This window comes from Moorena sp. SIO1G6 (genome assembly GCF_010672795.1).
GTDB classification, from domain to species: Bacteria; Cyanobacteriota; Cyanobacteriia; order Cyanobacteriales; family Coleofasciculaceae; genus Moorena; species Moorena producens.
The window spans coordinates 412,153-438,556 of the sequence record NZ_JAAHFZ010000001.1 but is presented as its reverse complement, the minus strand read 5'-3'; the positions used below and the strand labels follow the sequence as shown (position 1 = coordinate 438,556).

19 protein-coding genes and 1 tRNA gene are annotated in these 26,404 nt (G+C 44.3%); 13 read left to right on the top strand and 7 right to left on the bottom strand.

Annotated elements, in window-relative coordinates; translation table 11 throughout:
• Window positions 1-115: 115 nt before the first annotated feature.
• From F6K63_RS01975 to F6K63_RS01965, 3 genes are all read right to left on the bottom strand, one after another.
• The gene (locus tag F6K63_RS01975; RefSeq protein WP_287310561.1) at window positions 116-3,256 is read right to left on the bottom strand and encodes an ABC transporter substrate-binding protein; all 3,141 of its coding nucleotides are present in this window, start codon (window positions 3,254-3,256) and stop codon (window positions 116-118) included.
• A 245-nt stretch (window positions 3,257-3,501) separates the two neighbouring features.
• A complete protein-coding gene (locus tag F6K63_RS01970; protein ID WP_287310559.1) occupies window positions 3,502-6,483 on the bottom strand; it encodes an ABC transporter substrate-binding protein in 2,982 nt (993 codons plus the stop codon).
• A 337-nt stretch (window positions 6,484-6,820) separates the two neighbouring features.
• The gene (locus F6K63_RS01965) at window positions 6,821-8,101 is read right to left on the bottom strand and encodes an ATP-binding protein (protein WP_071107822.1); all 1,281 of its coding nucleotides are present in this window, start codon (window positions 8,099-8,101) and stop codon (window positions 6,821-6,823) included.
• 1,397 nt (window positions 8,102-9,498) lie between these two features.
• On the opposite strand from F6K63_RS01965, the gene F6K63_RS01960 reads away from it, so the two are divergent.
• From F6K63_RS01960 to larB, 3 genes are all read left to right on the top strand, one after another.
• Window positions 9,499-9,693 carry a hypothetical protein gene (locus tag F6K63_RS01960; protein WP_137985501.1) on the top strand — a complete coding sequence of 65 codons (195 nt, stop codon included), beginning with the start codon at window positions 9,499-9,501 and terminating at the stop codon, window positions 9,691-9,693.
• The gene (locus F6K63_RS01955; protein WP_287310557.1) at window positions 9,690-11,474 is read left to right on the top strand and encodes an ABC transporter substrate-binding protein; all 1,785 of its coding nucleotides are present in this window, start codon (window positions 9,690-9,692) and stop codon (window positions 11,472-11,474) included. The genes F6K63_RS01960 and F6K63_RS01955 overlap by 4 nt, the downstream gene beginning before the upstream one ends.
• 631 nt (window positions 11,475-12,105) lie before the next feature.
• Complete coding sequence (gene larB, locus F6K63_RS01950) at window positions 12,106-12,918, top strand: nickel pincer cofactor biosynthesis protein LarB (RefSeq protein ID WP_287310555.1); 813 nt, start codon at window positions 12,106-12,108, stop codon at window positions 12,916-12,918.
• Here larB and F6K63_RS37580 read toward each other — a convergent pair.
• Both F6K63_RS37580 and F6K63_RS01945 read right to left on the bottom strand, forming a co-directional pair.
• Window positions 12,890-13,168 (bottom strand): hypothetical protein, encoded by a 279-nt coding sequence (locus F6K63_RS37580; protein WP_502708271.1) that lies wholly within the window; start codon window positions 13,166-13,168, stop codon window positions 12,890-12,892. The two genes, larB and F6K63_RS37580, sit on opposite strands and share 29 nt — an antisense overlap.
• A gap of 252 nt (window positions 13,169-13,420) precedes the next feature.
• Window positions 13,421-13,609: a hypothetical protein gene (locus F6K63_RS01945; protein ID WP_044494793.1), complete on the bottom strand. Its 189-nt coding sequence runs from the start codon at window positions 13,607-13,609 to the stop codon at window positions 13,421-13,423.
• Window positions 13,610-14,018: 409 nt separating this feature from the next.
• Between F6K63_RS01945 and psb28 the strand changes: the two genes are divergently transcribed.
• Both psb28 and thyD read left to right on the top strand, forming a co-directional pair.
• Window positions 14,019-14,405 (top strand): photosystem II reaction center protein Psb28, encoded by a 387-nt coding sequence (gene psb28 / locus F6K63_RS01940; protein WP_287265417.1) that lies wholly within the window; start codon window positions 14,019-14,021, stop codon window positions 14,403-14,405.
• Window positions 14,406-14,511: 106 nt separating this feature from the next.
• A complete protein-coding gene (thyD, locus tag F6K63_RS01935; protein ID WP_008188239.1) occupies window positions 14,512-15,429 on the top strand; it encodes a thylakoid membrane protein ThyD in 918 nt (305 codons plus the stop codon).
• Between the two features lie 98 nt (window positions 15,430-15,527).
• Here the strand turns inward: thyD and murA are convergent, their stop codons facing one another.
• A complete protein-coding gene (murA, locus tag F6K63_RS01930) occupies window positions 15,528-16,925 on the bottom strand; it encodes a UDP-N-acetylglucosamine 1-carboxyvinyltransferase (protein ID WP_008188237.1) in 1,398 nt (465 codons plus the stop codon).
• A gap of 320 nt (window positions 16,926-17,245) precedes the next feature.
• On the opposite strand from murA, the gene F6K63_RS01925 reads away from it, so the two are divergent.
• Window positions 17,246-17,329: transfer RNA gene (locus tag F6K63_RS01925), tRNA-Leu, on the top strand.
• Between the two features lie 17 nt (window positions 17,330-17,346).
• Window positions 17,347-18,135 (top strand): TrmH family RNA methyltransferase, encoded by a 789-nt coding sequence (locus F6K63_RS01920; RefSeq protein WP_287265419.1) that lies wholly within the window; start codon window positions 17,347-17,349, stop codon window positions 18,133-18,135.
• Window positions 18,136-18,503: 368 nt separating this feature from the next.
• Here F6K63_RS01920 and F6K63_RS01915 read toward each other — a convergent pair whose 3' ends face one another.
• Entirely contained in the window at window positions 18,504-19,040 is a 537-nt protein-coding gene (locus tag F6K63_RS01915; RefSeq protein WP_071105272.1) for a jacalin-like lectin, read from the bottom strand.
• Between the two features lie 640 nt (window positions 19,041-19,680).
• Between F6K63_RS01915 and lpdA the strand changes: the two genes are divergently transcribed.
• The 6 genes from lpdA (at window position 19,681) to ftsE (ending at window position 26,267) form a co-directional block, all read left to right on the top strand.
• On the top strand, window positions 19,681-21,111 hold the full coding sequence (gene lpdA, locus F6K63_RS01910) for a dihydrolipoyl dehydrogenase (protein WP_009149057.1): 1,431 nt from the start codon (window positions 19,681-19,683) through the stop codon (window positions 21,109-21,111).
• A gap of 140 nt (window positions 21,112-21,251) precedes the next feature.
• On the top strand, window positions 21,252-22,139 hold the full coding sequence (gene trpC / locus F6K63_RS01905; RefSeq protein ID WP_009149054.1) for an indole-3-glycerol phosphate synthase TrpC: 888 nt from the start codon (window positions 21,252-21,254) through the stop codon (window positions 22,137-22,139).
• Between the two features lie 66 nt (window positions 22,140-22,205).
• Window positions 22,206-22,490: a DUF5340 domain-containing protein gene (locus tag F6K63_RS01900; protein ID WP_009149053.1), complete on the top strand. Its 285-nt coding sequence runs from the start codon at window positions 22,206-22,208 to the stop codon at window positions 22,488-22,490.
• A 411-nt stretch (window positions 22,491-22,901) separates the two neighbouring features.
• On the top strand, window positions 22,902-24,056 hold the full coding sequence (locus F6K63_RS01895; RefSeq protein ID WP_287310552.1) for a pyridoxal-phosphate-dependent aminotransferase family protein: 1,155 nt from the start codon (window positions 22,902-22,904) through the stop codon (window positions 24,054-24,056).
• Between the two features lie 517 nt (window positions 24,057-24,573).
• A complete protein-coding gene (locus tag F6K63_RS01890) occupies window positions 24,574-25,353 on the top strand; it encodes a WecB/TagA/CpsF family glycosyltransferase (RefSeq protein ID WP_044494355.1) in 780 nt (259 codons plus the stop codon).
• Between the two features lie 242 nt (window positions 25,354-25,595).
• A complete protein-coding gene (gene ftsE, locus F6K63_RS01885) occupies window positions 25,596-26,267 on the top strand; it encodes a cell division ATP-binding protein FtsE (RefSeq protein WP_009149044.1) in 672 nt (223 codons plus the stop codon).
• Window positions 26,268-26,404 lie beyond the last annotated feature (137 nt).

Here is a 26,404-nt window from a genome sequence, read left to right as displayed (position 1 = left end):
TACGCGCAAGTCAGAAGTCAGAAGTCAGAAGTCAGAAGTTTACTATAAGAGCTTTTACTGGTTGTTATGATGTCCTAACCTGAATGAGTAGTGCTATATTAATTGCCTGATGAACTTACTTCAATTTAAATTCACCATCAACCACTTCCACCAGGACAGGTTCACTCTGACGCTCCCCTTGGTCAGTAAACTGCAAAGGTAACCCGGAGGTATCACTCCCTTCAAGATCAATATTGCGGAGTTTGTCGAGAACTAGCTTTCGATCGGCGTCCTTGACCAAAGCCTTAATAAAGGCTTGAGTAGCATCGAAACTAGTGGCAGTGCGCCAGTTCACACCTCCTTGCCATAGTTGACTAGCTGTTGTAGAAAAGTTTTTTGCCTGTGGTGATTCCCTAAACCAGGGGACTGCGATAGTCAACCCTTCAACCCCTTGTTCACGCTCTTGCCAGGTTTGATTGCTATATAATGTATCCCCACCGAACAACCTTAGGCTTTGCTGATCTCGGTTGTTGGGGTTAGGGTTTAGGTTAGCGTTGGCTTTAGCAATATTAACAGCTGTATCAATGTATTCCACGCTGGGGAATAACATGGCCGCCTTGACTTGATCTTTATAGAGACTGCGTTTGACTTCTTCGGTTATATTCAGGTTGGGATTGTTTAAGTCAATCTCCCTAACCACCTTACCCCCTAGATTTTCAAAGCGTGTTTTAAAATCTTGTTTGAAACTATTGCTATAGACACTGTCAGAATTATAGAAAATTACGACCTTGTTTAAGCCAGGTTGAGTTTTGACATGTTGAGCTAGTGCTTTACCAAATGCTGAATTAGAAAAATTTGTCCTAAAGAACACGTTGTTCTTTTTATCAAGACTGGTTAAATCACTACCGGCACTAGTAGGGGAAATCATCGCTAAGCCAGCTTTGTCATAGACGGGGAGTGCCGCCTTACTAGCATCACTAGAGTTATGTCCAATTACGCCCAGGATAGAGTTGTCCTTAACCAAATCCTGAGCTATTTCTTTGGCTTGGGCTGGATCGTTGCCATCGTTAGCGATCGCAATTTCCAGGAATCGACCATTTAATCCGTCTGAATTATTAAACTGATGTTGAGCCTGGGCTACCCCCCGCAATATTTCTTTTGCCCTGTCTTTTGACTGGTCAATGGGCACTACCACAGCGATCGTGAATGGTTCCAACCCCTGTTGAAGGGCTAGGGAATTGTTGTAGTAAATCAGCAATTCTGGATCATTGGGATTAGCCTGCCAAGCTTGATAAAAAACCTGAGCCGCTGCCCCATAGTTTGCGTTTCGGAATGCTTCAGTAGCGCTGTCAATTGTTTGCTTATTGTCAATTCTAGGAAATAAGCTGTATTCACCCCGACTAATAGGAGTAGCGATACATCTAATCCCGAAGACTTTCTGGGCACCAGTTGGACAGGGATTTGATATCTTATAAAAGACTACACTAACCAAGGAAACTATTGCTAATCCTAATGCTAGTTTACCTAACCAATTTGATTGACTAAGGGTCTGATCGTTACTGCTGTATCTATCTTGACTAATTATCTCAGAGCTAGAAGACTTGTTAAATAATAGATCAGAGTTCTCTGAATAATTTTCAATTTCCAGTAGTTTCTCTCGTGCCGATAGATTGTCTGGTTCAATTTCCAAGACTTGCTGAAATTGCTCTCTTGCTTTTGTAAAGGCTTTTTGATCGATTAACTGATTGCCATAATTTAGTAGGGAGCGCACCAACCCCTGTTTGTTACGGATTGGATCAATTTTATAGGCTCTTTGGTAATAGGTAACCGCTTTATCAAACTCTCCCAACTCTAGATATCCTTCACCTAGAGTAAATACAGCACTAAAATGATTAGGGTTTAGTTCCAAAACCTGTTCATATAGCTCTAGAGCTTTGGTAATTTCCCCCTGTTGATCCTGGGTAGTGGCTTGTTGATAGATGGGATTAGTTTGCTCTTGGTCTATTTTTTCTAGTTCTAGGATTTCTTGCTGGAGTGGGTAACGTTTAATCAACCAGCGCCGGATAAATTCAATGGTTACTTTAGATTTATTTTTATCTAAGAAACCCCGTTCCGCTAGTTGGTCTGGTGCTTTTATTAAGGATGTTGTTGGAATAACGCCGTAGTTTTCGAGTAGACTTACAGCAAGTTTTGCCCCCCTAGCCCCCCAACTTTGGGGGGTTCTTGAGTTAAAGTCCCCCAGAATTGGGGGATTTAGGGGGCTTGCAGTTGGTAGTGAGGTCAATTCATCTGAAAACGGCTGTAATGGCTGGTCTGAACTATTTTTAGAACTATTTTTAACGAGATTATCCGCCTCGGCAAACGCAGAGAATACTACTCGTTCTGGGATAGATAATCCGGCTCTAATTCCTGCTAAGCCAGCACTAGCATTTTCTAGGGCTTGGTCTACACTATTTTCCACATCTTCTGGGGTGATGTGCCACTGGTCTAGATCCCTAGCTCTGCTAAAAATAGCAAAGCATAGGACTTGGGTAAAATAGGGATGCCCGGCAGATAGGTGGTAAATAGCTTGGATAGCAGCAGTTTCGTAGGTGAGTAGCCCTGCGGCTGGTTTGGTAATTAGCTCCTGGGTAGTTTGTTGATCAAATAAATCAATTTCTGTGGTTGGCGCATCCTTGAATATCCCCAGTAAATGGGGTAAATCTTTGGATTCCTGTTCCACACAAATAATTAGGTATAGATTATCCTGTTGAGCAACTAGGGATTTTAAGTAAGGAAATAAATGCTGGTATAATTGATTATTGTTTTGATGATTATCTAGGCTATTTAAAGTTTCAAATTCATCCAGCAACAATGCTATTTTTTTGTTTCCTAATCTTTGATAAACTTGGGGCAAAAACTGCTTATAAAAAAGCGAGGGATCGTTGTCTAGGGCTATAGGGTCAGGCAAGGGGATTTCAGGGGAGTCTAGTTCCAAGCTATCCAGGATTTCTATGGCCAGTTCCTCCAAGACCTCACCAAGAGATTTGTGACTGTAGGATTCCAGATCAAAAGGAACAAAGGAAAAGCTATCTAAGTCAACCGATGTAGGAATATGACGGAGTAGGGACGACTTACCAATCCGCCGTTGTCCGTAGACTATCATAACCTTGGTTTTATTCTTGAGGTTATCCTCAATAAATCGGAATAAGCTTCGCCTACCCCAAAATAAGTACTGGTCATTATCATCAATTGGACGACCAATGATATAGGGATTTCTAGGAACTATTGAAATCATTTTTTGTTATCTCCGATAGAGATATAAATATAACGTTTACTGCTTTAGTTAGGTTATTTTTATTTACTCCATACTCTATTTTATCCAATTATTTAGGTTTTGTATAACCGGTTTTATAGACAACTCCCTAGGATGATGTTTAAGATCCTTATATTTCCTACCGAGGTTAGAAGTATAAAATTTTAGTAAGTATTTTTAGTCAGTATTGCTAAAGGGGAATTAGGTTGTAGTCCCAGACTTGATAATTACGGTGACTTTTCCACCCCCTCTTGGTCTTGATCTGACACGAATTTAAATTTACCGTTAACTACTTGCACCAGGACAGGTTGACTCTCACGCTCCCCTTGGTCAGTAAACTGCAACGGGAACCCTGAGGTATCAGTTTGGAAAAGATGAATATTACGCAGTCTGTCGAGAACTATCTCTCGAGAAGCGTCCTTGAAAAAAGCGTGAATAAAGGCTTGAGTAGCATCAAAGCTAGTGGCAGTCACCCAGCTCACATCTCCTCGCCATCGTTTCTTAGCTGCTTGAGAAAAAGTTATTGCCTTTGGTGCTTCCCTAAACCAGGGAACTACTGTAGTCAATCCTTCAACTCTTTTCCCACCCCGTGTCAAGGTTTTATTTTCATATAAAGTAGACGCACTGAACAACCTCAGCCCCTGCTGATATAGGTTAGCGTTGGCTTTAGCAATATTAATAGCTGTATTAACCGATTCCACCCTCGGGAATAACATGGCGGCCTTGACTTGATCTTGAGAGAAACTATTTTTAACTTCTTGAGTTATATTCAGGTTGGGATCGTTTAATTTAATCTCCCGAACCACCTTACCTCCTAGTTGTTCAAAGTGTGTTTCAAACTTTTCTTTTAGATCCTTACTATAGACACTGTCATCATCATAGAAAATTACCACCTTGTCTAAGCCAGGTTTATTTCTGACATATTGAGCCAGTTTTCTTGCAGATGATAGATTAGAAGGAACTGTCCTAAAGAACACGTTGTTATTTTTATCAAGACTGGTTAAATAATTACTGGAGCTGGTGGAGGAAATCATCGCTAAGCCAGCTCGATCATATACGGGTAGTGCGGCCTTACTGGCATCACTAGAGTCATGTCCAATTATGCCCAGGATAGAGTTGTCCTTAACCAAAGCTTGAGCTATTTCTTTGGCTTTGGCTGGTTTGTTACCATCGTTAGCGATCGCAATTTCCAAGAATCGACCATTTAATCCCCCTAAATCATTGAACTCATGTTGAGCCTGGGCTACTCCCCGCAATATTTCTTTTGCCGTGGATTCTGACTGGTCTATGGGCACCACCACAGCGATAGTAAATGGCAGAAACCCCTGTTTACGAGCGCGGGCATTGTTGTAGTAAATCAGCAATTCTGGATCATTGGGATTCACCTGCCAAGCTTGGTCAAAACTCTGAGCCGCTTCGGCATAGTTTGCGTTTCGGAATCCTTCAGTAGCAAGGTCAATTTCTTCCTTGTTGTCAATTCTAGGAAATAAGCTGCGCTCACCCCGACTAATAGGAGTAGCGATACATCTAATCCCAAAGACTTTCTGGGCACCGGTTGGACAGGGAGTTAATACGTTATACAATCCCACACCAACCAGGGAAATAATGGCTAAACCTGCTGCTAGTTTGGCGATGCCTAACCTAGTAAGATTGGAGGTGTTATCAACTGGAGTGATAGGTGTATTACTAAGATCTTCAATATGTTTTAGTTTTTGCTGTGCTGATTTATTGTCAGGCTCAATTTTCAACACTTGTTGAAAAGCATTCTTAGCTGTTCTGAACGCTTGTTGGTCAATCAACTGATCGCCATACTTTAGTAGCGATCGCAAAAACCATTCTTTGCTTTGTACTGGCTTAACTTGATAAGCTCTTGTATAGAGTTCTACGGCTTTGCTGAAATTCTTGGCCTCGAGATAGCCCTTAGCTAGATCCAACAAAGCGCTGAAATGATTAGGATTAAGTTGCAAAACCTCTTCATAGAGCATTAGTGCTTTCTGAATTTGCCCCTGTTGATACCGTCTAGTGGCTCGTTGATAGATCGGATCCGTTTGGTCTTGGTCTAGTGTCTTCAGTTTTAGTATCTCTTGCCGTAGTGAGTGATGCTGAAGTAACCAGTGGCGGACTAATGGCACCTTTACTCTACGTTCTGTATCATCGACGAAACCGTAGTCTTTAAGTCGTTTGGTGGCTTGATACAGGGGATTAGTCTGAATCACACCATAGCCCTCTAGGAAAGATAATGGGTGTTCTGGCAACAGCTGGTGTTGGGAGATAGCTCTTTGTTGAGCTTCTGCCACCGCTAAGAATACCACTCGCTCTGGGATCGGTAAACTTTCCCACAACCCCGCCAATCCCGCTTCAGCTTTCTCAATAGCCTGCTTAACTATAAGCTCCACATCTCGGCTATAAATCTTCCACTGGTTTTCCCTAGCCCTTAAGAATAAAGTAAAGCATAGGACTTGGGTAAAATAGGGATGCCCTGCTGATAAATTGTAAATTTTTGTAACGGCATGGGGTTCATAGGTTACCACATCCTTAGCTGGTTTAGTAATTAGCCGTTGAGCACTCAGCTTATTCAGAAAACCAATTTCGTGGTAAGGTGGACTTCCAAACACCCGGACTATAATAGGCACATCAACGAGATTCCGTCCTACTACCGCAATCATAAATAATTGATGGTGCCGTTTAATCAAGTTAGCTAAATAGGGGAAAAAGTTACGCTCTTCTGATCGGTGCTTTTGGATTGTTAAAACATCAAATTCATCCAGCAAAAATACCAAATTTTTACTCTTTAATAACCAAAAAACTTTCGGCAAAAATTTATCAAAAAAAATAGTTATATCATTGTTTAAATCTTGTTTTGAGGGCGGAGTAAGGTAATCTTGTCCTAGATCAAAGTCATCCACTAAGTGATCACAAATCTCTTGAGCCAAGTTATAGATAATATGACTGAAGGGTTTGTGAATGTAGCCTTGCAAATCGAAATTAACAAAGTAAAACTGATCCGTAGCAACTTTGTTGGGAATCTGTGCCAAGATTGATGATTTGCCAATTCGTCGTTGACCATGGAGTAAGATTACCTTTACCCTCTGCCTGAGGTTGTCTTCGATAAACTGAAACAGACTCTCTCGTCCAAAAAACTTGTCTGGATCATCAATTATCTTTCCGATTTCATAAGGATTAGGATGATTAGAAGAATTAGTAACCATTAGCCGACGATTGATGATTTGTTTAATTTTTATCCAAACCAGTCAAGGTTTGCTGCCATTTGAAGTCAGTAAGTAAGTATTAAGCTAAGGCACCAACTGTTTAATGTTGAGTGCTAATAGCTGATTTATAAGTATCTATAAACTTATCGGAATAAGCAGCAACAGTTATGCATAAAACTTTCAAGACCAGTAAGCATTCAGTGGTCAGTGGTCAGCTTATTTTATTCAAAAGCACCTCAAGGTGGCACAGGCTTTGAGACTGTGACCTAACCAATAAGCTGATAGCTGATAGCACCTCAAGTAGCATCTGAAGTAGCGCATTAGCTGAATGCTGAAGTTAGGAAAATGCAGCTAACACTATCCTCCCCCATGCCAAAGCAGTTTTGACTGTCTTTTGATTGGCCGATAGCCAGTTAATAGTCTTCGTGACTTTCTGAAGTTGAGTATGACTGATCAAATTGAGAAATCTTTCCCTATCTCCTACTATCGGATTATCAGTCTGCCAAAGTTCCTGAATCACCCACCCCTCCATAATTGATGAGGTAAATACGTAGTCTGGTTTCTTTGAGTCTTGATTGCTGCTCTGATTTGTGATAATCACCCCTTGTTCGGCCAGGTTAGTTAACTCTCGCTGGTGTTGACTAAAGATTACGTCAATGCCCCTCAAGTCAAAGTGCTTCTTATGATGGAGACGACCTTCTAACTTGAACAAGGCCATCAACATCAATAAGGTTTGCTCAACTTCGCTGCACCGTTTCCAAATCGTTTCAAATATTTGTCGTGTCTTACCTTCAAAGTCCCGAGCAAAGGCTTGGGCATCAGGGACCTTGCCAGTTTTTAGCTCTCGATAAAGCAAAAAACCAGCAATCTGGAGCAGAGCCGGATGTCCACCAGCAATGTCTTGGATCAGCTCCCGTAAGGTTGGGGTAATTGGCATACCAGCCATTAATTGATCAATGTCAGGGTCAGTAAATGGCTTGAGGGATTGGAACAGATAATGGTTGTACCAGGGAGAACTATTGGGATTGAGAGCAGGACCAAGTTCATTGAGACGGCGGAGTGAGGCCACAATCATGGATAGATATCGCCTCTCCCGAGAGTGATAGGCAATACTGCGACACTCCGTGAGAAAGGTTTCCATCTCAGCATGACTATAGTGAGGGTTTGGCCGCAGTGCCCAATCATAGTCATCCACGAGCAACAGCAAGAATTTGTGGCGTTTGCCAAGCTGCCGCAATACTTGGCGCATGCCCCTAGTGGTTGCTTTTCCCTGGTCCAGCAATGTGTCGATCTCTTCCTGAAGCTCTGGCTCACCGTCTAATTCTTTTTTGAGCAGATTAAACACTTCTTGCCAAAACCCGGAAGCTGTAAAGGGTTGAATACTTTCGCAACTCAGCAGCACCATCACAGCCTGGGATGGATCCTGTCCATACTGTTTCCAAACTTGGGGGGAAGCCAGAAGTTCCAGGAAAGAGGTCTTGCCCATGGCTGGCCCCCCCCAAATCGCTAAGTTACTGCGGTTATAAATTTGATCAAAGGCCGCCTGAATTTCTGATCGTCGTCCCACAAAACGCTCTGGGGAAACTGGCTGACCGTAGGTAAAAGGATTTTGCATCATCTTGGCTTCCATATTCAATTTTCAATTTGCATTAAATAGGACTTACGAAATTTAGTTGCTTTTGCCCCCCTAACCCCCCAAACCTGGGGAGGACAAAGTCACGAAAGTCCCCCAAGTTTGATACCGTTGGCGAAATTAATATTTGTTTACACAAGGGTAGCAGATGGGTAACTTTAAGTTCATGCTCCCCCAGAATTGGGGGTTGGGGGGCTATAAAGACTGCTGTCTTCAGGCTGATATTTCTAAATGTTAAATTCGCCAGCAGTATCAAGTTTGGGGGATTTAGGGGGCAATGGGTAAGTCCTAATTAATTATCAAAGAATTCTTTCGGGCTTCAATGCTCCCCTATTTTGGTTAACACTATTCACAAAATGCACCGATTGATTACCTGAGATCGAGATATTGTGAACGTTTGGGGCAAAACTTGTGAACCCTCTAGGTCTCGATGACTTTGTAGGTAAAATTTTGGAATAGTTATAAAACTACTATAACACTACAGTGATTTATTTCCTTAGTTTTTGACACTAACCTTAAGGGTTTTGTGACTGGAATCACGTAAGCATTCAGCCGTCAGCCGTCAGCTTTTAGCTCACGCTACTTGAGTTGCTTTGTGGCACAGGGCACAAGGGATTTGACTTTCGTGACTATTAAACCAATGCTTACCTGTTTGATTCAAAAGCTGATAGCATCTCAAGTAACGTGCCCATTCCCGTAGGGTGGCCATAGGCCAAGGCCTTTGACTGATAGCTGATAGCTGATACGCGACACGCTGATAGCTGATAGCTGAATACTTACGGAATCACAGTAACAGTTAGGTCTTATCAGGTAACCATTAAGCTATCAGTTGTTTAGGAATCAAGGGTGTTGGTGAATTACTGTTCGGTTAGTCGCTCAAGTAATTTTTTTCGCCCCCTAAATCCCCCAATACTGGGGGACTTTTAAACATCTTGCTCCCCCAAAATTGGGGGCTGGGGGGCTTAATCGAACGGTATTGGGTGTTGGGGAATTACTCCTGTTCTCAAAAGTGTGGGTTTTATTATAAACAATAAATCGACTTTTGAGAGTACCCATGAGGGTACTTGTGTTATGGTGTTTTTCTGATAAGAACAGAGCAATGAGTTGGGTTAGTTTGGGAAGTGTGGGGTTGAGCCTCTGAACCTCTCGGTTGAACCTCTGAACCTCGCGGTTGAACCTCTGAACCTCGCGGTTGAACCTCTGAGCCTCGCGGTCGAACCTCTGAGCCTCGCGGTTGAACCTCTGAGCCTCGCGGTTGAACCTCTGAGCCTCGCGGTTGAACCTCTGAACCTCGTGAGGTAGGGAACAGGGAATAGGGAACAGGGAACAGTAATTAGAAGGGAACAGGGAATAGGGAACAGGGAACAGCGAGCCCTTGGCTGGTGCGTTACGGGGCGGGCTGTCCAAACACTGAGTACGAGGTTGAACATCAGGGCAAGCCCGCCCCTAACGCACCCTACTGGACTTGGTATGCTAGTACAGAGTTGATTATCGTAGTTCCCGATTCCCGACTCCCGATTCCCGATTCCCGATTCCCTACTCCCTACTCCCTACTCCCTACTCCCTTTCTTACATGACCTCTGCTAATTCTCTTGTGCTTCTCTGGTATCGTTGTCTAGGAATTTTCCTGGCTGTGAGTTTTGCGATCGCACTCCCTGGCTGTAGCATCAGCCAATTTGAAACCAAGGCAGCTCACGTTCCCCGCATAGTCCAGAGTATTCTCAGTGACATTAACACCTTTAACTATGCCCTTAACCAAAGTGCCACCAATATTTTTGGTCTTACCTTTCAGGGTTTAATAGACACTGATGGGATAACCGGGGACATAATCCCGGGTTTAGCGGAATCCTGGCAGATTTCCGACGATAAACTTAAAATCCTATTTACCTTGAGGGAGGGGCTAAAGTGGTCAGATGGTGAGCCTTTAACCACTGATGATGTCGTCTTTACCTACAATGACATCTACCTCAACCCAGAAATTCCCACTGATTCTAGAGATATCCTCCGGGTTGGCAAGAGTCGAGCTTTACCAACGGTCAAGAAGATCGATCAGCGTCGGGTGGAATTTGCTGTCCCTGAACCTTTTGCGCCCTTTCTCCGCAGTACTGGCTTACCGGTCTTACCCGCTCATGTCCTGCAAGAATCCGTGAAAACCAAAGATTCAGAGGGTAATCCTAAGTTTCTGACCATGTGGGGGGTAGATACAGATCCAGAGGATATTATTGTCAACGGCCCTTACAAACTCAAACTCTACCGCACCAGTCAGCGGGTGGTTTATGACCGTAATCCCTACTACTGGAAAAAAGATGAACAGGGAAACCAGCAACCTTATATTGAGCGGGCGATCTGGGAAATTGTAGAATCAACGGATTCATCCTTTATTCAGTTTCGCTCCGGCGGATTAGATGCTCTCGGTGTATCCCCTGAATACTATTCCCTGCTGAAGCAGGAGGAAAAAAAGGGTAACTTTACCATCCACATCGCTGGTCCTACCCTCAGTTCCAGTTTTATCTCCTTCAATCTCAACACCGGTAGCCGGGATGGAGAGCCTTTAGTAGATCCAATTAAGTCCCGTTGGTTTAATACTCTCGAATTTAGACAAGCCGTTGCCTATGGCATCGACCGGCAAACCATGCTGAATAATTTATATCGGGGGTTAGGTGCGCCGCAATATTCTAATTTACCTGTGCAAAGCCCCTATTATCTGTCACCAGAAAAGGGGTTACCAGTGTATGACTATAATCCCGACAAAGCCAAGAAATTACTCTTAACAGCGGGCTTTAACTACAATGACGAAGGGGAACTGCTCGATAGCCAAGGTAATCGAGTCCGTTTCACCTTAATGACTAATGCTGGTAATAAGCTGCGAGAAGCCATGGGAGCACAGATTAAGCAAGACCTCAGTAAAATTGGCATTCAAGTCGATTTTACTCCCATTGCCTTCAATACCCTAGTAGACAAACTCGGCAATAGCTTAGATTGGGAATGCCATCTCCTTGGTTTTAGTGGCGGTGGCTTTGAACCCAATAATAGTTCTAATGTCTGGTCTGTAGATGGGGGATTGCACAGCTTTAATCAAAAAACCTTCCCTGGTCAATCCCCGATCCAAGGTCGTAAAATAGCCGATTGGGAGCAAAAAATAAGTGACCTTTATATCCAAGGCGCTCAAGAGTTAGATGAAAAAAATCGCAAAAAAATTTATCAAGAAGCCCAACGGATTAATTTAGAACACTTGCCTTATATTTATCTGATTAATCCTCTCTCCATGACCGCAGTTCGTAATTCCATAGAAGGAATTGAATATTCCGCTCTAGGAGGCGCATTCTGGAATATTGATCAACTGAAAATTTCAGAATGATAACATTGGGAATAGGGAGCAGGGAGCAGGGAGCAGGGAATAGGGAACAGGGAATAGGGAAAAGGGAACAGTAGGAAAGAATTAGGAGGAGTTTTTGATGTTATGATCAATCAGCATTGGGTTTCATGATCTATTTAGAAATACTATATAGCGTTTCTTGCATGTGTAAGGTACACTTATCAACCTCAAAGTCCCCCTTTTTAAGGGGGATTTAGGGGGATCCCTTGGGTACATCTCATTTTTGGTGTTTGACCCCGTGGTGCGTTACGGGGCGACTGGCTACGAAGTTGAATATGATGGCAATCCCCCCCTAACGCACCCTACGCACTTATCAACCTCAAAGTCCCCCTTTTTAAGGGGGATTTAGGGGGATCCCTTGGGTACATCTCATTTTTGGTGTTTGACCCCGTGGTGCGTTACGGGGCGACTGGCTACGAAGTTGAATATGATGGCAATCCCCCCCTAACGCACCCTACGCACTTATCAACTATAAATCGTAGCTCAACCGGAAACATTAAATATTAAACCGGATAACCTTAAACCTAATAACCTTAAACCTAATAACCTTCAACCTTAAACTAAATAACCAGATAACCTTAAACCTTCAACCTAATAACCTGATAACCTTAAAATGACTCAACCCGAAGCATTAAAATCTCTACTGGAAGCAGTTGCGGCTGGTGACCTTAGCCCAACTGTTGCTCTAGATAAACTGAAGGATTTTACCTACGAAGAAGTCGGTGATTTTGCCAAAATTGACCACCACCGCACCTTAAGAACTGGATTTCCTGAGGTAATTTGGGGAGAGGGAAAAACCCCTGACCAAATTGCTCAGATTATGGCAGTAATGCGCCAGCAGAATCCAGTAGTAATGGCCACACGGATTACACCAGAGGTGGCAACGGAGCTAGAGTCAAAAGTCCCAGAGTTACAGTATTATTCCACAGCTCGAATTTGTGCGATCGCACCATCTCAGCTCGAACCTAAGTATGCCGGTATCATTAGTCTAATTTCTGCGGGCACATCCGATTTACCAGTAGCTCAGGAAGCCGCAGTAACTGCTGAATTATGTGGGTTTCAGGTCAAGCGCCTTTGGGATGTGGGGGTAGCTGGTATCCACCGCTTGCTGAATAATCGACAGGTGATTGCCGAGGCCGATGTCTTAATTGTCGTAGCTGGGATGGAAGGAGCATTACCCAGTGTGGTAGCTGGCATGGCCGATTGTCCAGTTATTGCCGTTCCTACTAGTGTCGGCTATGGAGCCAGTTTTGGTGGTATGGCACCCCTGTTAACCATGTTGAATTCTTGCGCACCAGGCATAGGAGTAGTAAATATTGATAATGGCTTTGGTGCTGCTGTCTTAGCTGGAAAAATTCTTAGGACTGGTAATAAGTTACACGGTAAGCATTCAGCCATCAGCTATCAGCCGACAGCTGATGGCTGACGGCTGATAGCTGATAGCTGATAGCTGATGAACAGGGATTTTCAAGCAGCCGTACCAGCACCTTAAGCTTGTTTACTACCTCCCGTTGATTAGCTGACCGCTGACCGCTGACCGCTGACCGCTGACCGCTGACCGCTGACCGCTGACCGCTGACCGCTGACCGCTGACCGCTGACCGCTGACCGCTGACCGCTGACCGCTGACCGCTGACCGCTGACCGNTCCTAGCTCTTTCAATATCCATTGTTCCATATTTGTGATAATAGATGCCAGAGGCGATTCTAGCAAGAACACACACTTGACTCTTTTTGTCAAGTTTTATGTTAAGAAAGATGTTTATAAAGCATAGCTTTTTAAGGGGGATTTAGGGGGATCCCTACCTCATGGGATAGAGAATTGCTATAATTTGTTCTTCAACAGTTTTCCCTCTATGTTTTAAGTAGGGGGCAAAATGACTTTGAGTATTCTTTGCCATAGATTTTAACACCTTGTTTACTTCATAGTTTACTTCCTTAAGTATAATCCAAGGATAAATGCGATCGCTTCGGGAAGGGGAGGACGAGGGAGATCGATATGCGATCGCACAAAGGTACAGTCAAATTCAGCCAAAATATCTTCTAGGGTAAAGGGAAGGTCAAAATATTGGCTAAAGCTGTAAGGTTGTCCAGCTTTGAGAATGCGGCGGCGGTTCATTTGTGGTTAGTCTTCGTTTGTTTTTAGGGAATTCGGAGCAGGGACTTAAGAGCAAGAGTAAAGATAGAAAACTAGTTTTTAATATTATGAACAATCACCAATACTGTTTATCAACTATTTATAAATTAAATTTTATACCTAGATTTTATACTTCAACATCCTCAAGTAACTGGAAATAATCTCCAAAATTATTGCTTAGGAAGAGTCAAAAAAAATACCAATTAAAGTAGGGTGGGCAAAGTAATCTAATCTAAACGACTCAAAATAACCAAACTTTCTTTGCCCACCCTACAAGCTCTCTTCCCGACTCCCGACTCCCGACTCCCGATTACCTTGTACCTATAAAAATAATTTTGTCAACCCCTCCTCAGGCGATATACTAAAATTTAACCATGTTTTTATATTTAAAATGAACTCCTCAACACCATCCATCCAATTCTTTGACGGTATTTATGAACAGCTGAGTGACGTCAGCCTCAGAAAAAACCGACGGTCAGGAGCCCGCATCGTCTTGATGACCTTTGAAAAGTTAAAGGCTATTGAACAATTCAACAGTTATAGAAACCGATTTTCTCAATCAATGGTCTTAACAGACGAAGAAGGGGTCATTGCTATGACTCCTTCCTCAATAAAATTTCGCTTCGGTGGTCCAGAAGGAGATGAGCTAGCAGGAGTGGAGTGTAAAGTTGAAATTGACGAAGACGACCACTGGGAACGCTTCATGCGCTTCATGAATCGGTACGCTGAAGCCAACGGCATGGCTTACGGTGAAACCAAACCATCAACTGAAGGATAATTACCCATCCTAAACATTTTCCCCCGTCTTCCCGTCCCCGTATCCCCGTGTTAGCCTAACCGATGAGTATGGTATCAGACACGATATAGAGTATCAAGGATGAAGTATGAAAGTCGCAATTACTGGAGCAACAGGATTTGTCGGTAGCCGCTTAGTGGAGCGTCTACAGGAAGAAGGACATCAACCCTTAATTATAACCCGTAACTCAGCTAAAGCTACGGCGCAATTTCCCAATATAGAAACTATTGCCTACACTCCCACCGAATCAGGGGATTGGCAAAATGCGATCGCAGGCTGTGATGGTGTAGTCAATTTAGCCGGAGCCCCGATTGCTGAGGAGCGCTGGACACCAGCCCGTAAGGAAGACATCCTCAATAGCCGCCAATTAGGGACCCAAAAAATAGTGGAAGCGATCGCCCTTGCTGACCCTAAACCCACGGTATTAGTAAACGCTTCTGCCATTGGTTACTACGGCACTAGTGAAACAGTAACCTTTGATGAAACAAGTCCTGCTGGAGAGGACTTTCTGGCAGAGGTTTGTCAAGCCTGGGAAGGGGAAGCCCAGAAAGTCCAAGATGCAGATGTGCGACTAGTGATTCTGCGCATTGGTATAGTTTTGGGCAATGGCGGTGCCCTAGCGAAAATGATACCCCCCTTTCAAATGTTTGCTGGAGGGCCAATCGGTACCGGTCGCCAATGGTTTTCTTGGATTCACCGAGATGACTTAGTGAACTTAATCATAGCTGCCCTAACCCGACCAGACATGGAAGGGATTTTCAATGCCACAGCTCCCAATCCTGTCTTGATGTCCGAACTATGTAAAGCCATTGGAGATGTTCTCAATCGTCCCTCCTGGTTACCAGTTCCCAGTGTTGCTCTAGAAGCCCTTTTGGGAGAAGGAGCCATAGTAGTCTTGGAAGGTCAACAGGTGCTACCCAAACGAACCACTAGTTATGGATGGGAATATCAGTATTCCACAGTAAAACAAGCTCTAGTAGACATATTGAAAACTGAAAATTGTTAATTGTTAATTGATAACAGATAACAATTAACAATTAACAATTAACAATTTCTAAATGACTAATGACTAATAACTAATGACTATAACTACTACGGTAACTACTACGGTGTTGCAGTCATGGCATTAGTGGGAGTCGGAGGAAGTTCCTCTTCCTCTATCTGAGCCGGAACCCGTTCTACTCTAGCACCAAGTTGTCGCAGTTTCCCCTCCAAGTCTTCATAACCCCGGTCTAAATGACGGAGTCCTTGAATCGTAGTTATTCCTTCTGCCGCTAACCCAGCGACCACAAGTGCAGCAGATGCCCGTAAATCCGTACCCACTACTGGTGCTCCCGACAACATTGGCACACCTCGGATAATCGCATTATTCCCTTTAACCCGTATATCCGCCCCCATGCGATTCAATTCGGCAACATGACGCAGCCGATTTTCAAAAACCGTTTCGCTAACAACACAGTTTCCTTCACTCAGAGCCAGCAACGCCGTAAACTGGGCTTGCATATCCGTAGGAAATCCAGGATAAGGCAAGGTTTCAATATCCGTTGCCCTTAGTTTATTAGGAATAATTCGTAACCGATTGGGTGCCTCAACCATCACCTCACTACCAATTGCCTGTAGCTTAGCAATCACAGCAGTTAAATGTTCCGGTATTACTGGGTAAAGGCTCAGTTCAGAGTGGGTAATTGCCCCAGCTACCAAGAAAGTTCCAGCCTCAATCCGGTCAGGAATAATTGGGTAATCCACCGAATGTAAACTAGAAACCCCAGAGATACTAATAGTTTTAGTACCAGCACCACTAATTTGAGCTCCCATCGCTCGGCAGAAATTCGCCAAATCCTCCACTTCTGGCTCTTGAGCTGCATTTTCAAGGGTGGTTTCCCCTTCTGCCAGAGTCGCTGCCATCAGCAGAGTTTCCGTTGCCCCCACACTGGGGTAATCCAGGTAGATTTTCGCCCCCTTTAGCTTGTTGTTACCTGTTCCTTTCACATAAGCATTGACAATGCCATGCTCAATATGAACCTGAGCGCCCATAGCTTGTAGACCCCTGACATGGAGGTCTACTGGTCTAGCACCAATAGCACAGCCACCAGGCAGTGGTATCCGTGCCACTCCCAATCGCGCTAGGATCGGACCGAGGATAAAAAAGCTAGCTCGCAGCTGGCTCACCAACTCATAGGGAGCTTTTGATTGTCCGATATGGCTGACATCTAGGTCTAAGATGTCACCACTGCGTTTGAGCTTCACTCCCACAGCAGCAAGAATCTGGCTCATACGCTCGATATCTACTAGGGAGGGCACATTACGCAGTCGGCAATCTTGAGAACACAGTAAAGCCCCTGCCATAATTGCCAAGGCAGAATTTTTAGCTCCACTAATTTTTACCTGTCCGTGGAGAGACGCTCTACCCCAAATCTTGAGAACCGATTCGTTTTCCTGGGACAGAGATGGGGGATTTATCGGGCTTTGAGAGTGATTAATGGGTCTATCCTCCAAAATCATTATAATTTCTGGCGAAATGTTAAATTTGGTTTTGATTTTACCTGAAAGTTTTTAAATGTCTAGTTTTCCACGTATCTTGATCAAATGTCAGGTTTTCCACTATACTCAGAAGTTGGCAATGTAAACCGGTAAATTTTCAGGCGTTGCGGCTATCGACAACAAACTTGTCCACAATAGCAGTAAATGCTGTATACTAAAAAACCGGTGAGCTAATAGAGCAACCCCCATAGCAACCCTAAGTTGAATCCTAAACCGTGACAGTTATGACTCAGGACTGACCACTCTCGGAATCACCAACGATTGCTATAGCGCCAACAAACGCGGAACTGGCGGAATTGGTAGACGCGCTAGATTCAGGTTCTAGTGTTCGCAAGGACTTCCGGGTTCAAGTCCCGGGTTCCGCATAATTAACCAAACTGGTATGCTCACAAGCACCAAGAATCCCCTAGTCAAGGAAATTCGGAAGCTGCACAGAGTCAAAGGACGTCGGCAGCAAGACCTATTTCTGTTGGAGGGAACCCACCTGTTGGCAGAAGCCTGTGCCGTAGATTATCCCCTAGTCACCCTCTGCTATACATCAGAATGGCTTGAAGCTCATCCACAACTATCCCAAGATGCTTCCGTTCGGTCTCAAAGAGTGGAAGTGGTAAGTCAGTCTGTACTAAAAGCGATCGCTACTACAGTTGAGCCAGATGGAGTAGTAGCCACAGCAACCCGTCTTCCCCTTTCCCCGAAACCCCTCAATTCCCTCTCCCTAGGGCTGGCTCTAGAAACCATACAAGACCCAGGAAATCTTGGAACAATCATTAGAACTGCGGTAGCCGCTGGTGCAGAAGGATTGTGGCTGAGTTCCGATAGTGTAGAGCTAGATAATCCTAAAGTATTGCGAGCCTCAGTCGGTCAGTGGTTCCGTCTGCCCATGGCAGTTACCCCCCATTTGCCCACCCTCGTAGCTCAAGCTCAAGCTCAAGGGATACAAGTAGTGGCCACAGTACCAGATGCTAAGGTCAGTTACTGGGACATAGATTGGCGCTGTCCTAGCTTAATACTCCTGGGCAATGAAGCAGCTGGACTTAGGGAAGACTTGGTAAAAACAGCAGATCAGCAAGTGAATATTCCCCTGATGCCAGGAGTAGAATCCTTAAATGTAGCCATTGCTGCTGCCTTGATGTTGTACGAAGCTAAACGGCAACGTTTTTTTAAAGTCTGATATCATGTCTGTTTGAATACTTACACTTTGGTAAATCGAAGGCAGAGGGCAGAAGGCAGAAGGCAGAAGTAAAGGAATAAGGTTTAATCGGAGATAGTTTTTATCACTAATTATCCGGACATGATATAAAGTATAAAGTCTGAGGTAGGCTGGTTGACTGACAAAACTCAACCAGCTTAGTTAAACCACCTTACTTTAAAGGCATCTACATCTAATTTTATGATTTTTATAAAAAATAGTGTTCTTGGAATTCCAAAAACACTATTTTTATAAATTGCCTTATCAACAAGAACAATAAAGTAGGGTTTATTAAGAACTATCCCCGGTTACCCAACAAGATGGGAATACGGATGATAACTATCCCCAGTTTATTCACACCCGGTGTCGATATAGACTCCCAAAGAGGTGAGATAGCCACTAGCGCTGCCGAAGAATGATTGAATGGTGGGTTGGGCAGCTTTCAAGGTGAATGGCTTTCGGTTTGATGTTGCTTGCATAGTACCAAACGGACCATAGCTCTTGCCCTTAAGAGTCTTAAATGTTAATTGGGCAATTAAGGGTTTGTTGCCAGCATATGAATAGTCAGCAACGTAACCATCTACTTCTACTAATGGATCATCTGCACTAAAAGAAATGGTGGTCTCTCCGCCACCAGTACCCCCATTCTGAAATGATTTTCCATTGGCATAACTTACCTTAAAGCCATCAATAATAAAGCCATGATGAACGGTTATTTCAGTAATTGGACCTAATGTTCTGGCCTCAGGGAAATTATAAAATTCAGTGGTTGTCCGTCCTACAGGGCCATCAATAACTTGGGCTTGGGCAGGATAAACCCCTAGTGTTGTGCTCAGCAAGACTACTGCAGCCAATAGTCCAATCAACTGAAAAAATCGCTTAAACATTACTTAAAACCTCAATCTTTTAAAGGATTTGTAACCCTCCAGAATCTAGCAGGTATGCTAGCCAAAATCTTGAATTATTTAAGGAAATTTTATAGTTATAAAAAAATATTATTTTTGACAGGTGATGGTTCAATATATGCTCAGTATTTCAATGGTAAGAGGCAAGAGGCAAGAGGCAAGAGGCAAGAGGCAAGAGGCAAGAGGCAAGAGGGGAAACAGATTCGGGGTTTTATGGTTCAATAAAAAAAGAGCGATGAAGGGGCGATAGCTTGAGTACAAATGCTCTGCATAAGTGACATGCACCCCATCTAACTTAAGTAAGTTGAAAAAAATCTATAGTTATGACCTGTAACTAATAACAATTAAGGGATTGGGGCTAGCTAAAATTTTTTCTATAGCGGTTTCTAGCCTAATGAGGTACACAGGAGTTTTTCCGTGTTCCCTGTTCCGTGTTCCGTGTTCCGTGTTCCGTGTTCCCAGATCCGCTGTTCCCAGATCCGCTGTTCCCTATTCCCTTTGGGATCCTTGATACTTCATACTTCATCCTCCCAATCTTAATACTTGGGCACTTGCAATCGTGGATTGCTCAAGTTGAAAATAATAAGGACGAAGCATAGCCAATCTAACTCAGGAGATAGATGTGAGTCAAGACTTTGATTACGATTTAGTGATTATCGGTGCTGGTGTGGGGGGTCATGGTGCTGCCTTACACGCAGTTAGCTGTGGTCTGAAAACCGCTATTATTGAAGCCGCTGACATGGGCGGAACTTGTGTCAACCGGGGCTGCATCCCTTCTAAAGCTCTATTAGCCGCATCAGGTAGAGTGCGAGAGCTACAGGACGCTCATCATCTCAATGCCCTTGGGATTAAAGTAGCTGGGGTTGAGTTTGACCGAAATGCGATCGCAAATCATGCCAGCAATCTAGTCAGTAAAATTCGTGGTGACCTGACCAACAGCCTAAAACGCTTGGGTGTGGATATTATCAAAGGCTGGGGTAAAGTTGCTAGTAATCAAAAAGTAACCGTTGTTACAGACAATGGTGAAAAAACGATCACAGCTAAAGACATTATGATATCCGCTGGTTCAATTCCCTTTGTACCCCCAGGAATTGAGATTGATGGCAAAACCGTATTTACCAGTGATGATGCCATAAAACTAGAATGGCTGCCAGATTGGGTAGCAATCGTGGGCAGTGGTTACATTGGTCTAGAGTTTGCCGATGTCTACACAGCACTAGGATGTGAAATCACCATGATCGAAGCCCTAGACAACCTGATGCCAACCTTTGACCCTGATATTGCCAAACTAGCCACACGAATACTGATCAAACCTCGGGACATTGAAACCCACACTGGGGTGCTAGCGATGAAAGTAACTCCCGGTTCCCCTGTGGTAATTGAACTAGCAGATGCCAAAACTAAGGAAGTAGTCGATGTGCTCGAAGTCGATGCTTGTCTGGTCGCTACAGGTCGGATTCCCGCCACCAAAGACCTAGGACTAGATGCCGTAGGTGTGGAAACAAACCGGCGCGGTTTTATTCCCGTAGATGACACCATGGCAGTACTTTCAGCAGGGGAACCCGTGCCCCATCTTTGGGCAATTGGTGATGCCACTGGGAAAATGATGTTAGCCCATGCCGCATCCGCTCAAGGTATTGTCGCAGTAGAGAATATCTGTGGACGTCAGCGCACCGTAGACTATCGCAGCATACCCGCAGCCGCCTTTACCCATCCAGAAATCAGCTACGTCGGCCTGAGCGAACCACAAGCCAAACAATTGGCCTCCGAAGAAGGCTTTGAAGTATCCGTTGTAAGATCTTACTTTAAGGGGAATTCTAAAGCGATCGCAGAAGGAGAAGCAGATGGGGTAGCGAAAGTGATCTACCGTAAAGATACCGGGGAAGTGCTAGGAGTCCACATCCTAGGTATCCACGCCTCCGACTTAATTCACGAAGCCTCAAATGCGATCGCAAACAGACAATCCGTCAACTCCCTCGCCTACCTAGTCCATGCTCACCCCACTCTCTCAGAAGTACTCGACGAAGCTTACAAACGAGCTGTAACTCATTAGTCATAATCCTTTGTTAATTGCTAATTAACAAAGGATTATGAAACTGACGCACTGAGGGACTGACGCACTGAGGGACTGACGCACTGAGAGACTGACGCACTGAGGGACTGACGCCAAACACGGACTATATAAAACTACTGATGCAAATTCGCCGACGCCCACCTAATCCAGCAGTTAAAATCCAAACCCTGCACTATCAAGTTGCATTACCAGACGATAAACCCCACCATATTCTCGAAGAAATTGTCTGGCACAAAGAGAAAGAAATTGACCAGATGCGGGAAAGTCTGCCCCTAGTGGAGTTGCGCAAGGGAGTACAAACAGCACCACCCCCCCGAGACTTTCTAGCAGCCCTAAAATCAGGAAAGACTAGCCCTGCCCTGATTGCAGAAATCAAAAAAGCATCTCCTAGCAAGGGGGTTATTCGAGAAGATTTTGACCCAGTAGCCATTGCTCAGTCATACTGCCAAGGTGGTGCTAGTGCGATCTCAGTGCTGACCGATCAAAAATTCTTTCAGGGTAGTTGGGAAAACCTGGCAAAAGTTCGTGCTGCTGTAGACATGCCTTTGCTGTGTAAGGAGTTCATCATCTATCCCTACCAAATGTACATGGCTCGTAGTCACGGAGCAGATGCAGTTTTATTGATTGCAGCCATCCTTTCCGATCAAGACCTGCAATACTTTATCAAAATTGCTAAGACTCTGTCGATCACCCCCTTGATCGAAGTCCATACCCAATCTGAATTAGATCGAGTATTATCTCTCGATGGCGTTACCCTAGTAGGTATAAACAATCGTAACTTGGAAGATTTTTCCGTCGATTTACAAACAACCTGTCAAATACTAGCAGCAAGGGGTAACCAACTACTCGAACGTGGCATTCTGGTAGTCAGTGAATCAGGGCTTCATACCAACGCTCACCTTGATCAGGTAGCATCTGCCGGAGCCACAGCCGTCCTGATTGGTGAGTCATTGGTAAAACAGCCAGACCCAGCAGTTGCTATTGCCAGCTTGTTTAGCCATCAGTGACCCATAGCCCAAAAAAATAGTCAATTGTGATGGCAGACTCAGACTCACCGAGGTACAGCAAATTTCATGGATCCAATTCCCCTTCCATCTTATATTCACTACGAACTGCTGCTCCAACTGCTAGAGCGCCAAACAGCATTTGCTACCAGTCAAAACCCCCAATTGCGAGAGCAGGTTCATGAATTGATCAGTACTCTGCGTAAAGCCCGAGCTCAACAGAAGCAATTAGAACAAAGCTGTCAGCGAGCCAACTTGCCCATGGAGTATCGCTGGTCTCTCAACAGCGTCAAGTTGGATGCCCATGATTCAACAAATGGTTTACCGGATTCAGCAGGAAGACTCCCCCATTAAATAGTCAACAAATTGTCAACTTCATAAAAAAAAACTAAGAAATTTAGTCAGAGTATCTCATTTGAGCCAATATATTTTGAGATTGTTACCTACTCCTGAGGAGCGTTACTCCCACTGTCGGCATCAATAACACATGCTCGCTATGGCTCCGAACTAAAGAGTGTCCTAACTGCAGGGTGTCAATATACAAAGACTTGAAGGCAAGTTTAAATCTAGCGCGGCTGGGTTGGTCGTGTAAGCATGGGTGGGGATAACCGCTCCCATGCTCCGGTGGTGAAACGCCAAATTAACCCCTAAATTAACCTTGAATTTCCGGTTTTGTCCGGTAAGATCCAAGACTTAATCGGTCACTTCAGAGTAACTAACCAATCATCAGATCACAACAACCCTAGATACCAAGACTAACTACAGATGGAAGACAAGCTCAAACTAATGATTCCTGGCCCGACGCCAGTACCAGAACAAGTATTACTGGCCATGGCCAAACACCCGATCGGACACCGTAGTCCCGAATTTAGCGAAATCATGGCAGAGGTCAATGAAAACCTCAAATGGCTACACCAGACCAAAAATGATGTCTTGACTGTAACCGCTAGCGGTACCGGAGTCATGGAAGCTGGCATTATTAACTTCCTCAGTGCAGGCGATCGCGTTTTAGTTGGTTCTAATGGTAAATTTGGCGATCGTTGGGGAAAAATCAGTACTGCTTTTGGTCTGGAAGTGGACACCATTACCGCCGAGTGGGGTAAGCCCTTAGATCCGGAGCAGTTTCGCGAAAAGCTAGAAGCTGATACCGAAAAGCAAATCAAAGCCGTAATCGTCACCCACTCTGAAACCTCTACTGGCGTTCTCAACGACTTAGAAACCATAAATCGTTACGTCAAAGACCACGGGGAAGCCCTAATTATTGTTGACGCAGTTACCAGTCTTGGAGCAGTCAATGTACCCATTGATGAGTGGGGTCTCGATGTAGTAGGCTCTGGTTCCCAGAAGGGATACATGATTCCCCCAGGACTAGGATTTGTCAGTGTTAGTCCTAAAGCTTGGGAAGCCTACAAAACGGCTACCCTGCCCAAGTTTTACCTAGATTTGGGGACTTACAAGAAATCTACTGCTAAAAACAGCAATCCCTTTACCCCGCCAGTTAACCTAGTCATTGCCCTACAAACTGCACTGGGCATGATGAAAAGAGAAGGGTTAGAATCAATATTTTCCCGTCACCAGCGTCTGATGGAAGCAACTCGTGCCGCCGTCAAAGCCCTATCATTACCTTTGTTTGGTTCTGATCAGTATGCTAGCCCAGCCGCAACTGCAGTCATTCCCACATCAGTAGAGTCCGAACAAATCCGTTCTGTGATGAAAAAACGCTATAACATTGCTCTAGCTGGGGGACAAGACAACTATAAAGGAAAAATATTCCGCATTGGTCACTTAGGTTTTGTCAGTGAGCAAGATATTCTTACTGTCATTGGTGCTCTCGAAGCCACCCTTCAGGAATTGGGACACCAATCCATGACACCAGGAGCAGGTATTGCTGCTGCTGCTAGTGTTTTTGCCAAGAGCTGATAAACAGTTTATGGTTGACGGTTGACGGTTGACTGTGTTATGCGGTGAAAGGTCAACCGTTGGCCTACGGCCACGCTACGCGAACAACTCCTAATAGTGTTTTGAATTTTTAATCAAACTTCCGCCACCTAAGTTCAGCAAGGATGGGGGAATAATTCCTAATTGAGTTCAACAGCACCATCAAATCCCAATTCTCAATTAGGACCCAATCACATACCCAATTCCCAACCCAATTCCCAAGTTTTCCTGATCAGTACGAAATCCTAAGGAGTTAATTAAAGAAGTTTTGGCTCTGCCATAAGAGATCATCCTAAATAACCGCCCAAATCTGTTATGCCCTGACTGGGAAAAAAAATTTGACTTGATCAAAAGTTTTTTAACTCTCAAAGCAATGCCCAGTAATGATTTCAGCATCAGTTAAATTCCAATTACCATAACAAGTTCGGAAGAGCCGAAGGGTTTAACTGGTCTTACGTAGAATAAAATACATGGGTGATGTGAGGGTATGCAAAAGCCAATGTTTGAAACAGCTGAACAATTTCCTGTCTTGGGGTTACCCGTTCACCTTTTAGACAACTATAGTCATTACTTAGATGATCGTCTCACCAAAGGTCTAGGTAGTCATGTGGTAACTCTAAATGCTGAAATGGCAATCCAGGGAGAGCGCAACCCTGAGCTAGCTGCCGTTATCAAGCAGGCAGAACTAGTGATTCCTGATGGGGCAGGTATTATATTTTACTTACGACTCCACGGAAAAAAAAAGCAGCGCTGTCCAGGAATTGAACTAGCTCAGTCTTTACTGGTCAAGGCTGGACAATACGGAGAATCTTGCCCAGTGTTCTTCTATGGGGCAGCCCCTGATGTAGTCCAAAAAACAGCTAGGGTTTGGCAGAAGAGAGTTCCAAAATTAGCGATCGCAGGAATTAGTCATGGCTACCTCAGTGCAGAAGCAGAGGAAGAATTAAAGCTGACCTTAAAACAACAGCAGCCCAAAATCATATTAGTCGGCTTAGGTGTACCACGTCAAGAATTTTGGATTGCCCAGAATCGCCACCTGTGTCCCCAATCCACTTGGATTGGTGTTGGTGGTAGCTTTGATATCTGGTCAGGGGCTAAAACCCGTGCGCCAGCCTGGTTCCGGAACAATAATCTTGAATGGTTATATCGGTTGTATCAAGAACCCCACCGTTGGCGGCGAATGATGGTTCTGCCTCAGTTTGCTCTCAAAGCCTTAGCTCAAAGAATAATGGTTTTCCCTCAGTTTGCTCTCAAAGCCTTAGGTCAAAGGTTGGCATAACCTAATCCCTATCCCTGATCAATAGACCTCAAAGGATTAGTTCGCACCATTAGTATTGTTTCGTATTGTTTTTATGCGATCGCTAATGGGGATCGGCTGTGTGCTCAAGCTTGCGTCCGCAGCTTATTAGCCCCGTGGAAGGCCAGTTGTTCATCTGACTCCCGATCTCCCCATCTCCGGATCTCCCCATCTCCCCACACCTCCCACACCTCCCACACTTCCCTATCTTTCCCTAATCCCTAATGACCCAGAAAGCGATAATCAAATTACAAGGAGTAACAACAACCTATCCCAACAACCGAGGTTTGTTTAACGTCAATCTAGAAGTCAAGTCAGGAGACTTTTTATTTATCACAGGGCCTTCTGGTGCTGGTAAATCCACATTGCTAAAGTTACTCTATGGTGAACAGCGCCCCACCCAAGGGAAAGTATTTGTCGATCAATTCAATGTTGGGCAATTACGAGGCGATCGCTTGTCATTCCTACGCCGTCGCCTGGGGATTGTTTTTCAGGACTACAAACTAATTCCCAAGCGAACTGTGTCAGAGAATATCGCTTTTGTTCTGTGGGCACAGAGTTTCACTCGCAAAGAAATTAAGCGACGCCTAACACCAACCCTTAAATTAGTCGGTTTGCAACACAAAGCCAACTGTTTTCCAGAGCAACTTTCAGGAGGAGAACAACAACGGGTAAGCCTGGCTCGTGCCATTGTTAGTACACCGCCCTTGATATTAGCTGATGAACCAACAGGTAACCTCGATCCCGACAATTCTTGGCAGGTATTAAACATTCTCAGGAAACTCAATCACCTAGGCACTACAGTTATTGTCACAACTCATGATGAAAACTTAGTCAGAATCTCCAATCAGCCAGTAGTACAGCTGCGAGAAGGACGTTTGTCTTGTCCTTTTTAGAAGCAATAGTTTACGATTACGATTTGTTTGCTGGTTTCCCTAACCTTACCCCATAATTTTTAATTATACATTAGACTTCGCGGCAGTTGTCGGTAACAGCGGATATGGTAACAGGAAACAGTGGACAATAATTGACG

Bases quoted from the DNA above. Each gene is read 5' to 3' on its own strand.
- F6K63_RS01920 (WP_287265419.1), top strand. From the start codon at position 17,347: ATGCTCACAAGCACCAAGAATCCCCTAGTCAAGGAAATTCGGAAGCTG.
- murA (WP_008188237.1), bottom strand. From the start codon at position 16,925: ATGATTTTGGAGGATAGACCCATTAATCACTCTCAAAGCCCGATAAAT.
- F6K63_RS01955 (WP_287310557.1), top strand. From the start codon at position 9,690: ATGACCTCTGCTAATTCTCTTGTGCTTCTCTGGTATCGTTGTCTAGGA.
- F6K63_RS01965 (WP_071107822.1), bottom strand. From the start codon at position 8,101: ATGATGCAAAATCCTTTTACCTACGGTCAGCCAGTTTCCCCAGAGCGT.
- F6K63_RS01900 (WP_009149053.1), top strand. From the start codon at position 22,206: ATGGATCCAATTCCCCTTCCATCTTATATTCACTACGAACTGCTGCTC.
- thyD (WP_008188239.1), top strand. From the start codon at position 14,512: ATGAAAGTCGCAATTACTGGAGCAACAGGATTTGTCGGTAGCCGCTTA.
- psb28 (WP_287265417.1), top strand. From the start codon at position 14,019: ATGAACTCCTCAACACCATCCATCCAATTCTTTGACGGTATTTATGAA.
- F6K63_RS01915 (WP_071105272.1), bottom strand. From the start codon at position 19,040: ATGTTTAAGCGATTTTTTCAGTTGATTGGACTATTGGCTGCAGTAGTC.
- F6K63_RS01890 (WP_044494355.1), top strand. From the start codon at position 24,574: ATGTTTGAAACAGCTGAACAATTTCCTGTCTTGGGGTTACCCGTTCAC.
- trpC (WP_009149054.1), top strand. From the start codon at position 21,252: ATGCAAATTCGCCGACGCCCACCTAATCCAGCAGTTAAAATCCAAACC.
- larB (WP_287310555.1), top strand. From the start codon at position 12,106: ATGACTCAACCCGAAGCATTAAAATCTCTACTGGAAGCAGTTGCGGCT.
- F6K63_RS01970 (WP_287310559.1), bottom strand. From the start codon at position 6,483: ATGGTTACTAATTCTTCTAATCATCCTAATCCTTATGAAATCGGAAAG.
- ftsE (WP_009149044.1), top strand. From the start codon at position 25,596: ATGACCCAGAAAGCGATAATCAAATTACAAGGAGTAACAACAACCTAT.
- F6K63_RS01945 (WP_044494793.1), bottom strand. From the start codon at position 13,609: ATGAACCGCCGCCGCATTCTCAAAGCTGGACAACCTTACAGCTTTAGC.
- F6K63_RS01975 (WP_287310561.1), bottom strand. From the start codon at position 3,256: ATGATTTCAATAGTTCCTAGAAATCCCTATATCATTGGTCGTCCAATT.
- F6K63_RS01895 (WP_287310552.1), top strand. From the start codon at position 22,902: ATGGAAGACAAGCTCAAACTAATGATTCCTGGCCCGACGCCAGTACCA.